Origin of the sequence: Halomonas cupida (genome assembly GCF_900142755.1) — a bacterium.
GTDB classification, from domain to species: Bacteria; Pseudomonadota; Gammaproteobacteria; order Pseudomonadales; family Halomonadaceae; genus Halomonas; species Halomonas cupida.
Genome location: NZ_FRCA01000010.1, coordinates 105,642 through 117,435, shown reverse-complemented (window position 1 = coordinate 117,435; position 11,794 = coordinate 105,642). Strand labels below are relative to the sequence as shown.

Sequence of the window (11,794 nt, the reverse complement as noted above, 5' to 3'; positions counted from 1 at the left end):
TCCTGGAACACTCTTCTCTGGAGCATTCGTCTCTGAAGCATTCGTCTCTGAAACAAGGAACCCCCTCATGACCTGCGCTGAACTGTTGATTCGCCTGCTTCGTGACACCTACGGCGTGGACACCGTGTTCGGGATTCCCGGCGTACACACCGTCGAGCTGTATCGTGGCCTCGAAGGTGGCGATGCCAACATGCGCCATGTGACGCCGCGCCACGAACAGGGTGCCGGTTTCATGGCCGATGGCTACGCTCGCACCACCGGTAAGCCCGGTGTGTGCTTCATCATCACTGGCCCCGGCATGACCAATATCGCCACTGCCATGGGGCAGGCGCTGGCCGATTCGGTACCGATGCTGGTGATCTCCAGCGTCAATCGCCGGGATACCCTTGGCCTTGGCCAGGGGCGTCTACACGAATTGCCAAGCCAGCAGCAGCTGATGGCCGGTGTCAGTCGCTTCAGCCATACCCTGCTGGATGCCGATCGCCTGCCTGAAGTCATGGCGCGCGCTTTCGCCATCTTCGAAGGTGCACGTCCGGGGCCGGTGCATATCGAAATCCCGATTGATCTTTTCAATGCCCCGGTCGAGACGCCACGCCATTGGCAACGCACTCGAATCGCCCGACCGGCACCGGATAGCGCCAGTCTCGATCAGGCCTGCCGCTGGCTGAAGGAAGCCGAACGTCCCCTGGTGCTGCTTGGCGGAGGCTGTGCCGATGCACCCGAAGCCGCGCGCCAATTGGTTGAAGCGCTGGACGCGCCGACAGTCGTGACGGTCAACGCCAAGGGCGTACTGGGCCGTAACCACCCGCTGGATCTCGGCCCCAATGCTTCCTTCCCGCCGGTTCGCGAGATGGCCCTCGACGCTGACGTGGTACTGGCGATCGGCACCGAGATCGGCGAAACCGACTATGACGTGGTGTTTGATGACGGCTTCGAGATCGGTGGCCGCCTGATTCGTGTCGACCTTGATGCCGAGCAACTGGCGCGCAACCATTCTGCCGACCTGGCCATGGTCGCCGATGCGGGGCTGACCCTGTCTGCACTGGCCGAGCGGCTGGGCAAACAGGCGAGTAAACGCCATGGCGCCGAGCGCACCCGTGCCGCTCTGGAGGCACTGGACCTGGTCAATGACCCGGCCCTCGCCCCCTATGTGCCGCTGTTCGAGACCCTGGACAATGCCCTGCCCGAGGCTGTACTGGTCGGTGATTCCTGCGCCACGGTCTACGCTGGCAATCATCTGGTCAGCCGCTCCGAGACTCGCCGCTACTTCAACTCTGCCTCCGGCTACGGCACCCTGGGCTACGGCTTGCCTGCCGCCATGGGCGCCTGTCTGGGCCGCCCCGACCTGCCGGTGGTGGCCCTGGTCGGTGATGGTGGCGTGATGTTCACCCTGACCGAACTGGCCTGCGCGGTGGAAGAGCGTCTGCCGCTGGTGATTCTGCTGTGGCACAACCAGGGCTATGAGGAAATCCGCCGCTTCATGGACAACGCCGGTGTTACCCGACTTGGCGTTGACATCCAGGCGCCGGACTTCCAGATGCTGGCCGCCGGCTTCGGCTGCAGCGCCACCCGTGTCGGCGACCCCGCGGGCCTGCAGCGTGCGCTGGATAACCGGCCCAGCAACGGCCCGATGTTGATCGAAGTCGATGCCGCCGCCTGGCAAGCTGCCGTGGCCTGACGGCGTCCACCACCGGCCCCTCCTCCCGGGGCCGGTGTGCTTGCAGTTCCCTGTCGCGGCCTCAAGCTCCACCACGAGCTCCAATACCAACAACAAGCCAACGGACACTCATCATGAATCTTCTCAAGCGCCTGCTCGGACAGGATACCCTCGATGAGCACCAGCATCGGAGTCTCGGTGCCTTCGGCACCGTGACCTTGTGGCTCGGCGCCAATGTGGTAGTCACCACCATCCTCACCGGCATGCTGCTGGTACCCGATCTGGCCTTCACCACCGCCATGGGCGCCGTGCTGACAGGCTCACTGATCGGCGCCATTCCGCTGCTGCTGGTGGGCCTGATGGGCCAGCGTACAGGTCTGCCTTCCATGGCACTGACCCGTCGTGCCTATGGGCCACTGGGCAGCCGACTGATCTCGCTGGTCAACATGGCGGTGCTGATCGCCTGGAGCTGGATTCAGGCACTGCTGGCGGGAATGAGTCTGGACTACGCCATCGAGGCGACGACGGGCTACTCCAATCTGCCGTTGATGACCATTCTCTGCGAGACCGTGGTGGTACTGATCGTGCTGCGCGGCCACCTCGGCATCGAGCGTGTCGAACGCTGGGCGGCACTGGCCATGGTCGGGCTCGCCGCCCTGGTGCTGTATCAGCTCAACCGGCACTATGACGTCTCCGCTCTGCTGGACATGCCGACGGAGTCGCGCCATGGCATTACCCTGGGTATCGCCTTCGATATTGTCATCGCCACCGCCTTCTCATGGATATCCTCTTCCGCTGACTACAACCGCAATTGCCGTAGCGGCGCCATTGCCATCTGGGGCACCTACAGCGGTTATGTACTCGCAGCAATGATCGCCATGGGATTGGGGGCCGCCGTATCGGGCCTGTCAGTGCTCAACGGCATGCAGCAGACCTATGATCCGACCCGACTGTTATCCGGGTTCGGCTTCGGCCTCCCGGCGGCTCTGGTGATCTTCTTCTCGGTAATGACCACCAACGTCATGGCAGTCTACAGCGCCACCCTGTCATGCATGAACGTGTCACCCGGTATGGCGTTCTGGAAGCCGGCATTGGTGATCGGTGTGGTCACGGTATTCGGCGCGCTGATTCCGGGCATTCTCGACCAGTTCCAGAACTTCCTGCTGCTGATCGGGGCATTGTTCATCCCGGCCTTTTCGGTGATGATCGTCGACTACTATCTGGTCGGCCGTGAAGGCTACAGTGCCGAACTGCTGACCTCCCGCCACCAGTTGGGTCGTCCCACTGCGGCCATTGCTCTCGGCGCCTATGTGCTGGGCGCCGCCCTGGCCGCCTGGTGGACACTGGTGGCACCATTGCCCTTCGGTGCCTCCCTGCCGGTGTTCCTGATCACCGGTGGCGTCTACTGGTTGGGCACCCGTCTTGTCCCACAGGCTCGTCACCCGGTCTCCCGGGTCTGAGGAATCCATCATGCGTTTACTTGTTGCCCAGACCGACCCTGTCCGCGGCGAACCCGACACTAACCTCGCGGCTCTGGAGAAGCTCTGTCAGCAGGCCGCTGCAGCAGGTGTCGATCTGGTCGCACTGCCGGAAATGGCCCTGACCGGCTACAACATCTTCGACCAGCTCGAAACGCTCAGCGACCCCGTCGAGGGTCCCCTGTCGGGGCAGCTCGGCCAGCTTTCAGAAAGATTCGGCCTGCATCTGCTGGTCGGGCTGGCCGAGCGCCACAACGATGGCCGCCTGACCAACAGTGCCGTACTGTTCAACGATCAGGGACAGCGCATCGCCACCTACCACAAGCGCCAGCTCTGGGATCGTGAGCATCAGTACTTCACTCCGGGCGATCAGTTGTGCGTCGTCGATACCCGGCTCGGTCGTCTCGGCCTGATGATCTGCTATGACAATGAGTTTCCCGAGGTCGCCCGAGCCCTGGCCCAACGCGGTGCCGAGGTGATCCTGTCCCCCACCGCCAACATGGTGCCCAATGCAGAGCGCCAGCAACTTCAGATTCGTGCCCGCGCGCTGGACAACCAGTGTTTTGTCGCCTGCATCAATCGTGCCGGTGTCGAGGACCAGTTGCATTACTGCGGCAACAGCCTGGTGGTCGGTCCGGATGGCGAAGTACTGGGCCTGCTGGGTGTCGACCCGGCAACACTGATCGTCGATATCGACCTCGACCGCATTGACGAAAGCCGGGTGCATCAGGACTACCTGAAGGATTTGCGCCCGCTTGCGGAAACGCTTCGCCAATCCCCTATCTTGCCTTCATGACTGGAGCCTGTTTCGTGCGCCAACTGACCCATCAGTTCATCAACAACCAGTGGATCGAAAGCCGTGGCCAGCGTCGCCTTGCGGTAATGGACCCCTACCGTCAGCAACAGCTTGCCGAGCTCACCGCCGGTCACCCTGCTGACGTTGATGCCGCCGTCACCGCCGCCCGCCAGGCCCTGCCCGAGTGGCAGGCACTCGGCGGAGCGCGCCGTGCCGCCTGGCTCGATGCTTTCGCCGATACCCTTGCCGAACGTCGCGAGGAGTTGATGACGCTATCGGCCACCAATAACGGCAAGGCCCTGGCCGAGACCGCCATTGACCTTGACGATGCCATCGCCTGCTACCGCTACTACGCGGAACAGGCGCGTGCCCTGGAGCAGCGCCAGGGGCGCCTGGTGGAGCATTCCATGGACGGTATCGAAGCCCGCTGCTACGAGGACCCGGCAGGCGTGGTCGGTCTGATCACCCCCTGGAATTTCCCTCTGGTCACCAGCGCCTGGAAGATCGCTCCAGCACTGGCGGCAGGTTGCACCATCGTGTTCAAGCCCTCCGAAGTCACCCCGCTTCCGGAAAACGCCGTGGCCGAAATTGCCGAAGCCATCCAGCTTCCCGCCGGTGTGTTGAACCTGGTCCACGGCGATGGCGAAGGTATCGGCGCCCCACTGTCGGCGCATCCGGGTGTGGATAAGTTATCCTTCACCGGCAGCAATGCGGTTGGCGAGCGTGTCATGCATGCCGCAGCCGATGGTGTGCGAGGCGTGTCCCTGGAGCTGGGCGGCAAGTCGCCGATCCTCGTACTCGACGATGCCGATGTCGAGCAGGCCGCCGATTGGGTCATGGCCGGTATCTACTTCAATTCCGGGCAGATCTGCTCGGCAACTTCACGCCTGATTGTCGACCAGTCGTTGGCCGAGGCTCTCTACAACGCTCTGGCTCAGCGCATTGATGCCCTGCATCTCGGAGATCCGCTGGCCGAGGATACCGACATGGGACCAATGACCAGCGCCCGCCAGCGCCAGAGTGTCGAACGCTATCTGCAGATCGCCCGACAGGAAGGGCTCTCAGCCGTGCGTGACGCGAGCCATCGTCAGCTCCCCGAGCAGGGCGAATTCGTCGCTCCGACCCTGTTCCGTGACGTGCCCACTGATAGCAGCCTGTGGCGTGAGGAAATCTTCGGTCCGGTGCTCTGCGCGCGCTCTGTCGGCTCGGAGCAGGACGCCATCCAACTGGCCAACGACAGCGACTTCGGCCTTGCCGCCACGGTCATCTCCGGCGACCCGGAACGTGCCCGTCGTGTGGCACGCCAGCTACGCGCCGGCAGTATCTGGTACAACAGCGAGCAGGTCGTCATGCCCGAGGCCAGTTGGGGCGGCTTCGGCATCAGTGGCATCGGACGTGAGCTGGGCCCCTGGGGCCTGTCCGGCTATCTTGAGGTCAAGCACATCATCGGGCCCGCAGCTACCTGAGGTCCCGAACTCAACCAACAGGACATCAGCATCGAGCGGACAGGGCCTGGTAACGGCGGTCCGCTCCATAACGTCACGGGAATATCATGTCCAACAAGCCACGAATCGCGGTGCTCGGCACCGGCATCATGGGCCAGCCCATGGCCTGTAACCTGGCCGCCGCTGGCTTCGACACGGCGGCATGGAATCGCAGCGAAACCCGTTATCAGGCACTGACCAAGGCCGGGGTTCAGGTCATGTCCTCCCCTGCCGATGCGGTCCGCGACAGAGATGCCGTCGTGGTGATGTTGAGCAGCGGGCCAGTCTGCGAGGAGATCCTGTTCGGCGATTTCCATCAACCCGCTCAGGGCTGCCAGGGTGCTGTACACGCCATGAAGCCCGGTGCACTGCTGATCGTCATGTCGTCAATCGGTCGCAACGAAGCCATCGACCTGGCCGCACGCAGTCAGGCCAGGGGACTGCAATGGCTCGATGCTCCGGTCTCCGGCGGCGAGAAAGGGGCCATCGAAGGGAGCCTGTCGATCATGGCAGGCGGCACAGAGGATGCCTTTGAGCGCGCCACTCCGATTCTCGCGGCCATGGGGCGCCCGGTGCATATCGGCCCGGCCGGTACTGGCGCCCTGGCCAAGCTAGTCAACCAGTTGACCGTGGCGACAACCATCGCTGCCGTGTCTGAAGCCATGACCCTGGCCGAAGTCGGTGGTGCCGATCCGGCTCGGGTTCGCGAGGCCATGCTTGGTGGCTTCGCGGCCTCCTGCATTCTTGAGCAACACGGCCAGCGCATGCTGGAGCGCAACTTCACACCGGGCGGCCCCTCGAAGCACCAGTTGAAGGACACCCGATCGGCCTGCGATGCGGCCAATGAGCTAGGGCTGGAGCTTCCCCTGCTCAAGCTGACCGATCAGCTTTTCTCCGACCTGGTGGATCACGACGGTGGAGATCTGGATCACAGCGCTCTACTGCTGGAGATCCGACGCAGGAATGGGCTCGACGACTATTAACATGGTAATCAAACAGCTCATCCTGATCGATTTGATTGTCGTCCGCACCACACTGGCGCAGATGCATGGATCTGCTGGTGTGGGGCGGTCTCGCGTCGGCCTGATGGCCGACGGCGGCACGTCCATGTGCCGCCATTAACCCAACATGAAAGCATGCCGGGTTAATAACATGGCAATCAAATAACTCATCCTGATCGATTTGATTGTCGTCCGCACCACACTGGCGCAGGTGCGCGGATCTGCTGGTGTGGGCCGGTCCTCAGGAGGAATGCGGCAGGACACCTGCCGACTCCCAGCCTGGCCCGGCTTCCACGCGAATATCCCTGGCGTTCACCGGCTCACCACATTCAGAGCACACCGTCACCGGTGTCATGGCCTGTCCACAGCCCTTGTGTATGTGCCTGACCGGAGCACCTCTCTCGTCAGCCATATGCCGATCGCCCCAGTGCACCATGGCCATCAGCACTGGATGCAGCTCCAGTCCCTTGTCGGTAAGTCGATATTCCTCACGCCTTGGCCGTTCCTGATAAGGCACCTTACGCAACACATCATGCTCGACCAGCTTCTTCAGACGATCGGCGAGGATGTGCCGAGTGATGCCCAGACGATCTTCAAACTGATCGAAACGGCGTATACCAAGGAAGCAGTCACGCAGTATCAACAAACTCCAGCGATCGCCGATCACTGCCAGTGTGCGCGCCAGCGAACAGGGCTGCTGATCCAGTTCTTCCCACCGCATGAGTTATCTCCCCCGGATTTCTGATTTCTTGGCCTTCTGAATTCCTCGACCAGGTGCAGATTAGCTTGACAAGTTCCATAAAGGAACCAACTATCCCATAAGTTCCATAAAAGAACCCATTCCACCAGACCCAGGATGTACCACTACGTACAGGAACAACAAGACCAACACGGCCAACAAGACAGGAGATACACCATGCCCAGCCCACAGGTTGCCGTGATCATTGGTGCCGGTGATGCCACTGGAGGCGCCATTGCCCGGCGCTTCGCCCGCGAAGGCTTGACCCTTTGCGTCACCCGCCGTCAGCAGGCGGCGCTGGAACCACTGACGGATGAGATCCGGAAGGCAGGCGGGGTGGTACACCCCTTCGGCTGTGATGCCCGCGAGGAAGCCCAGATGGCCGAGCTGTTCGACCACATCGAGCGTGATATTGGAGAGATTGCCGTTGTCGTCTTCAATATCGGTGCCAATGTGCGCTTCTCGATCACCGAAACCACTACGCGGGTATATCGAAAGGTCTGGGAGATGGCTGCGATGTCGGGCTTTCTGACTGGGCGCGAAGCGGCGAGGGTCATGCTGCCTCGTGGCCGAGGGACCATCATCTTCACCGGTGCCACCGCCTCCCTGCGCGGCAGTAGTGGCTTCTCGGCGTTTTCCGGGGCCAAGTTTGCGCTGCGTGCCCTGGCACAGAGCATGGCTCGTGAACTGGGGCCTCAGGGCATTCATGTTGCGCACCCGATCATCGATGGCGCCATCGATACTGACTTCATCCGCGACAACTTCCCGGAGCGCTACGCGCTGAAGGATCAGGACGGCATTCTCAATCCCGAGCATATCGCCGAACAGTACTGGCAATTGCATTGCCAACCCCGCGATAGCTGGACACACGAGCTGGATCTACGCCCCTGGCTGGAAACCTTCTGATGCCCAACCAACAACAGCGAGACACCATCATGAGCCAACAGATCGAATGCTTCTTCGATGTCGGCAGCCCAGCCAGTTACCTTGCCTGGACCCAACTTCCGGCCATCGCGGCACGACACTCAGGCCAGGTCATCTGGAAACCCATGTTGCTGGGCGCCGTATTTCAGGCCACCGGCAACCATTCACCTGTCACCATCGAAGCCAAGAGACAATATCTCCTTGAGGACCTCCAACGCTTCGCCCACCACTACGAAGTGCCCTTCACGCTCAACCCATTCTTCCCCATCAACACCTTGCTGCTGATGCGCGGCGCGGTGGCGTACCAGGACACCCCACACTTCCAGGACTACCTGACCGCCATATTCACCGCCATATGGGTCGACGAACAGGATATGCGGCAACCCGAAGTCATCAGTACCGTGCTGGCCAAGGCCGGTTTCGAACCTGAGCAAGTCCTGGAACGTTGCAGCTCTCCGAAAATCAAGGAAAGACTCCGCCAGGTCACCGATGAAGCCGTCCAACGAGGTGTATTCGGAGCGCCCACAATGTTCGTCGGTGACGAGATGTTCTTTGGTCAGGATCGTCTGATGTTTGTCGAAGAGGCCCTGGCTGCCACCACCTGATCGTCCAATGAAAGAGACCAGCGCGACGCTTGTCGTCTTCCCCTCATGTCGTGCAATGGTCATCCAGGCTGGTTAGTATCGGGGCGCACTTTCACCAGAGTATGGATCACCAATGGCCACTGACCACACCACTCCCCTCGACCTGGCGCTGTTCGATCTGGATGACACCCTGCTCGGGGGCGATATCACCTTCCAGTGGATGGAGTGGTTGATCGAGCGTGGCTGGATTGCCGATGGCAATGCCTTCCGCGCCAGCTTTGCCGCCCACGAACGAGCCTATGCAGCGGGTGAGCTGGACATGGAGCAGCATCTCGATCTGTTGCTGTCGCCGCTGGAAGGCCGCCGGGTCAGCGATGTCAGTGCCGAAGTCGAGGCCTGCCTCAATGACAGAGTCATGTCGCGACTCTACCCTGGCGGCCTGCAGCGCATTGACTGGCATCGCCAGCAGGGGCACCGGGTTGTGGTGATCTCGGCCTCGACCGCACATCTGGTGGCACCGTTGGCACAACGCATCGGCGCTGACAATGTACTGGCCACAGGTCTCGAGGAAGCCGGGATCGACAGCGACCGGTACTATACCGGCAAGGCCAGTGGCATCCGCACCTTCCGCGATGGCAAGCTCAAGGCTCTCGAGGCTTGGCTGGATGGCCGCAAGCCTCGCCAGAGCTGGGGCTACTCCGACTCCCATAATGACCTTCCGCTGCTGGAAGCCGTCGACCATGCCTGGGCGATTCACCCCGACCCGAGGCTCGAAGCCATCGCTACGGAGCGCGGCTGGACCATGCCGGACTGGCGTTGAGCCCTGCGGTGCATCAGCCCCCTGGTTCAGCCCTACAGTCTCAGGCGCGGCGCTATCACATCCAGAAAGGCCTGAATGCGCCCCGACATGGCGGTGTTGCGGTAGTACACCGCCTGAACCTGTTCACGGCCCCCCCCGTGGAGCATCTGTGTTTCGAGCACGCGCTTGAGGCGACCTGCCTTGAGGTCCTCGCAGATCATGAAGTTCGACAGACAGGCTATGCCATGGCCGGCCAGGCATAGCTGGCGCACCACTTCACCGCTGGACGAAGCAATCGTTGAAGTGACCTCGCTGTCCAGCCCTTCCACCGGCCAGTGGTTGAGATTACTCGACCCCAGGAATCCGATACGCTGATGCTGAGGCAGTTCAGCAACGGAGGTCGGCTCTCCGGCGGCTGCCAGATACTCGGGGCTCGCCACCAGGTACAGCCGTGACCGACCCAGCAGGCGCGCATGCAATGAGGAGTCACTCAGCGCACCAATGCGGATGGCAACATCCGTGCGTTGCTCCAGTAGATTGATGATGTCGTCACTGGCAATCAATTCCAGCTCGATCGCCGGATAGTGCCGGCGAAACTCTGCCACCAGCGGCACCAGTTGATGCAGAACAAAGGGACTGGCGGCATCAACTCTCAGTCGCCCGCGCGGCTCGCCACGCGTCAACGCCAGGCTTTCCTCTGCAGCGTTTAGCTGCTCCAGACCACCACGAACTTCCTCGACGAAACAGCGCCCTTCTGCTGTCAGCGCCACGCTGCGGGTGGTGCGGTTGAGCAGCGGCACCTGCAGACGCTCCTCGAGACGCTGGATGGCACGCGATACACGCGCTACCGGCACACCGAGGCGCTCGGCCGCAGCACTGAAGCCACCACTATCAACCACCGCCAGCAGCAGCTCGAGATCATCGGAACGTGTCTTCATCGCCAGGCCTTTATCTCGTTTTCAACAAAAGTGTTTCCACAAATACTACATTTATCGAAAAGGTAGCTCCCGTCAAACTGCGCGGCATCCATGGATGCGAATCACGCTCCAGTCACAACGTCTACGGGAGTTCCCCATGCCTGTTGCTCTGCTGGCGCTGACCCTCAGCGCCTTTGCCATCGGCACTACCGAGTTCGTCATTGTCGGACTGGTCCCCACCATCGCCACTGACCTGGCCGTCAGCCTGCCTTCTGCGGGGCTACTGGTCAGCCTCTATGCGCTCGGCGTCGCCGTGGGTGCTCCAGTGCTGACCGCAGCCACATCCCGCTTCAACCGCAAGTGGGTCCTGCTGGCACTGATGACTCTGTTCATTATCGGCAACCTGCTGGCGTGGCAGGCACCAGGGTATGGCTCACTGATCGCCGCACGTATTCTGACCGGTCTCGCCCACGGAGTGTTCTTCTCCATCGGCTCGACCATTGCCACCAGCCTGGTGACGAAGGATCGTGAAGCCAGCGCCATCGCAATCATGTTCACAGGTCTGACCGTGGCACTGGTCACCGGTGTTCCTCTGGGTACCTGGATCGGTCAACACCTGGGTTGGCGCGCGACGTTTCTGGTGGTTTCGATGCTCGGCGTCGTGGCACTGATCGGCAGTGCGCTACTGATTCCTCGCGACCTCAAGCGCGCGGCTCCTGCCAGTCTTGCCCAACAGATGCGCGTGCTGACCCACCCACGCCTGCTGCTGGTCTACATCATCACCATCCTCGGTTACGGTGGTACTTTCACAGCCTTCACCTTTCTCGCTCCGATTCTCGAGCAGGTGAGTGGCTTCGACAGCAGCGCGGTGGCCTTGATCATGCTGGTCTATGGTGCCTCCGTGGCGGTAGGCAACCTGTATGGCGGCCGCCTGGCTGATCGCTTCGGTGCCACTGGCGCCTTGAGCTGGATATTCACCGGCCTGGCCGCCATCCTGGTGGTGCTGACCTTCAGCGCGGGGCATGCCATTGCCGCCGTTGCCACCATTCTGATCTGGGGCGCCTTTGCCTTCGGCAATGTGCCGGGCCTGCAGGTGTATGTGGTGCAACTCGCCGAACGCTATGTTCCCGAGGCTGTCGATGTCGCCTCAGGCCTCAACATCGCCGCCTTCAACATCGGAATCGCCCTGGGATCAGTGATCGGTGGCCAGGTGGTGGAACACCTGCAACTGACGGATACCGCCTGGATCGGAGCCCTCATCGTACTCGGTGCACTGGTGGCAACACGCTATTCGGCAGCGCTGGACCAGCGTCGCGCCCTCCGCCTGGCCTCGACCTGATTGCCAGCAGGCTTATTGCTTATCCGCTAATATTGTCGATGGCTCGCAGCCTGAACCATCGACATGATCACCAGCC

General features: G+C 61.8%; 12 protein-coding genes. 10 read left to right on the top strand and 2 right to left on the bottom strand.

Annotated features, from left to right (window positions below; translation table 11 throughout):
• Nucleotides 1-67: 67 nt before the first annotated feature.
• From BUE38_RS17065 to BUE38_RS23010, 6 genes are all read left to right on the top strand, one after another.
• The gene (locus BUE38_RS17065; RefSeq protein ID WP_073436441.1) at nucleotides 68-1,678 is read left to right on the top strand and encodes a 5-guanidino-2-oxopentanoate decarboxylase; all 1,611 of its coding nucleotides are present in this window, start codon (nucleotides 68-70) and stop codon (nucleotides 1,676-1,678) included.
• A 113-nt stretch (nucleotides 1,679-1,791) separates the two neighbouring features.
• Nucleotides 1,792-3,117 (top strand): purine-cytosine permease family protein, encoded by a 1,326-nt coding sequence (locus BUE38_RS17060; protein WP_073436440.1) that lies wholly within the window; start codon nucleotides 1,792-1,794, stop codon nucleotides 3,115-3,117.
• A gap of 10 nt (nucleotides 3,118-3,127) precedes the next feature.
• The gene (locus BUE38_RS17055) at nucleotides 3,128-3,931 is read left to right on the top strand and encodes a carbon-nitrogen hydrolase family protein (RefSeq protein WP_073436439.1); all 804 of its coding nucleotides are present in this window, start codon (nucleotides 3,128-3,130) and stop codon (nucleotides 3,929-3,931) included.
• 14 nt (nucleotides 3,932-3,945) lie between these two features.
• Complete coding sequence (locus tag BUE38_RS17050) at nucleotides 3,946-5,397, top strand: aldehyde dehydrogenase family protein (RefSeq protein WP_084542007.1); 1,452 nt, start codon at nucleotides 3,946-3,948, stop codon at nucleotides 5,395-5,397.
• Nucleotides 5,398-5,483: 86 nt separating this feature from the next.
• Complete coding sequence (locus BUE38_RS17045; protein WP_073436437.1) at nucleotides 5,484-6,398, top strand: NAD(P)-dependent oxidoreductase; 915 nt, start codon at nucleotides 5,484-5,486, stop codon at nucleotides 6,396-6,398.
• A 1-nt stretch (nucleotide 6,399) separates the two neighbouring features.
• Nucleotides 6,400-6,537: a hypothetical protein gene (locus BUE38_RS23010; RefSeq protein WP_159438907.1), complete on the top strand. Its 138-nt coding sequence runs from the start codon at nucleotides 6,400-6,402 to the stop codon at nucleotides 6,535-6,537.
• A 120-nt stretch (nucleotides 6,538-6,657) separates the two neighbouring features.
• Here the strand turns inward: BUE38_RS23010 and BUE38_RS17040 are convergent, their stop codons facing one another.
• A complete protein-coding gene (locus BUE38_RS17040; protein WP_073436436.1) occupies nucleotides 6,658-7,137 on the bottom strand; it encodes a winged helix-turn-helix transcriptional regulator in 480 nt (159 codons plus the stop codon).
• Between the two features lie 195 nt (nucleotides 7,138-7,332).
• Here BUE38_RS17040 and BUE38_RS17035 point away from each other — a divergent pair, with 195 nt between their 5' ends.
• From BUE38_RS17035 to BUE38_RS17025, 3 genes are all read left to right on the top strand, one after another.
• Nucleotides 7,333-8,061: an SDR family oxidoreductase gene (locus BUE38_RS17035; protein ID WP_073436435.1), complete on the top strand. Its 729-nt coding sequence runs from the start codon at nucleotides 7,333-7,335 to the stop codon at nucleotides 8,059-8,061.
• A complete protein-coding gene (locus BUE38_RS17030) occupies nucleotides 8,061-8,684 on the top strand; it encodes a 2-hydroxychromene-2-carboxylate isomerase (RefSeq protein WP_234987078.1) in 624 nt (207 codons plus the stop codon). Before BUE38_RS17035 ends, BUE38_RS17030 begins: the two co-directional genes overlap by 1 nt.
• Nucleotides 8,685-8,796: 112 nt before the next feature.
• Entirely contained in the window at nucleotides 8,797-9,483 is a 687-nt protein-coding gene (locus tag BUE38_RS17025) for an HAD family hydrolase (RefSeq protein WP_073436434.1), read from the top strand.
• 32 nt (nucleotides 9,484-9,515) lie between these two features.
• Here the strand turns inward: BUE38_RS17025 and BUE38_RS17020 are convergent, their stop codons facing one another.
• The gene (locus BUE38_RS17020) at nucleotides 9,516-10,400 is read right to left on the bottom strand and encodes a LysR family transcriptional regulator (RefSeq protein WP_073436433.1); all 885 of its coding nucleotides are present in this window, start codon (nucleotides 10,398-10,400) and stop codon (nucleotides 9,516-9,518) included.
• Between the two features lie 136 nt (nucleotides 10,401-10,536).
• Here BUE38_RS17020 and BUE38_RS17015 point away from each other — a divergent pair, with 136 nt between their 5' ends.
• A complete protein-coding gene (locus BUE38_RS17015; protein WP_073436432.1) occupies nucleotides 10,537-11,718 on the top strand; it encodes an MFS transporter in 1,182 nt (393 codons plus the stop codon).
• Nucleotides 11,719-11,794 lie beyond the last annotated feature (76 nt).

Bases quoted from the DNA above. Each gene is read 5' to 3' on its own strand.
- BUE38_RS17065 (WP_073436441.1), top strand. From the start codon at position 68: ATGACCTGCGCTGAACTGTTGATTCGCCTGCTTCGTGACACCTACGGC.
- BUE38_RS17060 (WP_073436440.1), top strand. From the start codon at position 1,792: ATGAATCTTCTCAAGCGCCTGCTCGGACAGGATACCCTCGATGAGCAC.
- BUE38_RS17055 (WP_073436439.1), top strand. From the start codon at position 3,128: ATGCGTTTACTTGTTGCCCAGACCGACCCTGTCCGCGGCGAACCCGAC.
- BUE38_RS17045 (WP_073436437.1), top strand. From the start codon at position 5,484: ATGTCCAACAAGCCACGAATCGCGGTGCTCGGCACCGGCATCATGGGC.
- BUE38_RS23010 (WP_159438907.1), top strand. From the start codon at position 6,400: ATGGTAATCAAACAGCTCATCCTGATCGATTTGATTGTCGTCCGCACC.
- BUE38_RS17040 (WP_073436436.1), bottom strand. From the start codon at position 7,137: ATGCGGTGGGAAGAACTGGATCAGCAGCCCTGTTCGCTGGCGCGCACA.
- BUE38_RS17035 (WP_073436435.1), top strand. From the start codon at position 7,333: ATGCCCAGCCCACAGGTTGCCGTGATCATTGGTGCCGGTGATGCCACT.
- BUE38_RS17030 (WP_234987078.1), top strand. From the start codon at position 8,061: ATGCCCAACCAACAACAGCGAGACACCATCATGAGCCAACAGATCGAA.
- BUE38_RS17025 (WP_073436434.1), top strand. From the start codon at position 8,797: ATGGCCACTGACCACACCACTCCCCTCGACCTGGCGCTGTTCGATCTG.
- BUE38_RS17020 (WP_073436433.1), bottom strand. From the start codon at position 10,400: ATGAAGACACGTTCCGATGATCTCGAGCTGCTGCTGGCGGTGGTTGAT.
- BUE38_RS17015 (WP_073436432.1), top strand. From the start codon at position 10,537: ATGCCTGTTGCTCTGCTGGCGCTGACCCTCAGCGCCTTTGCCATCGGC.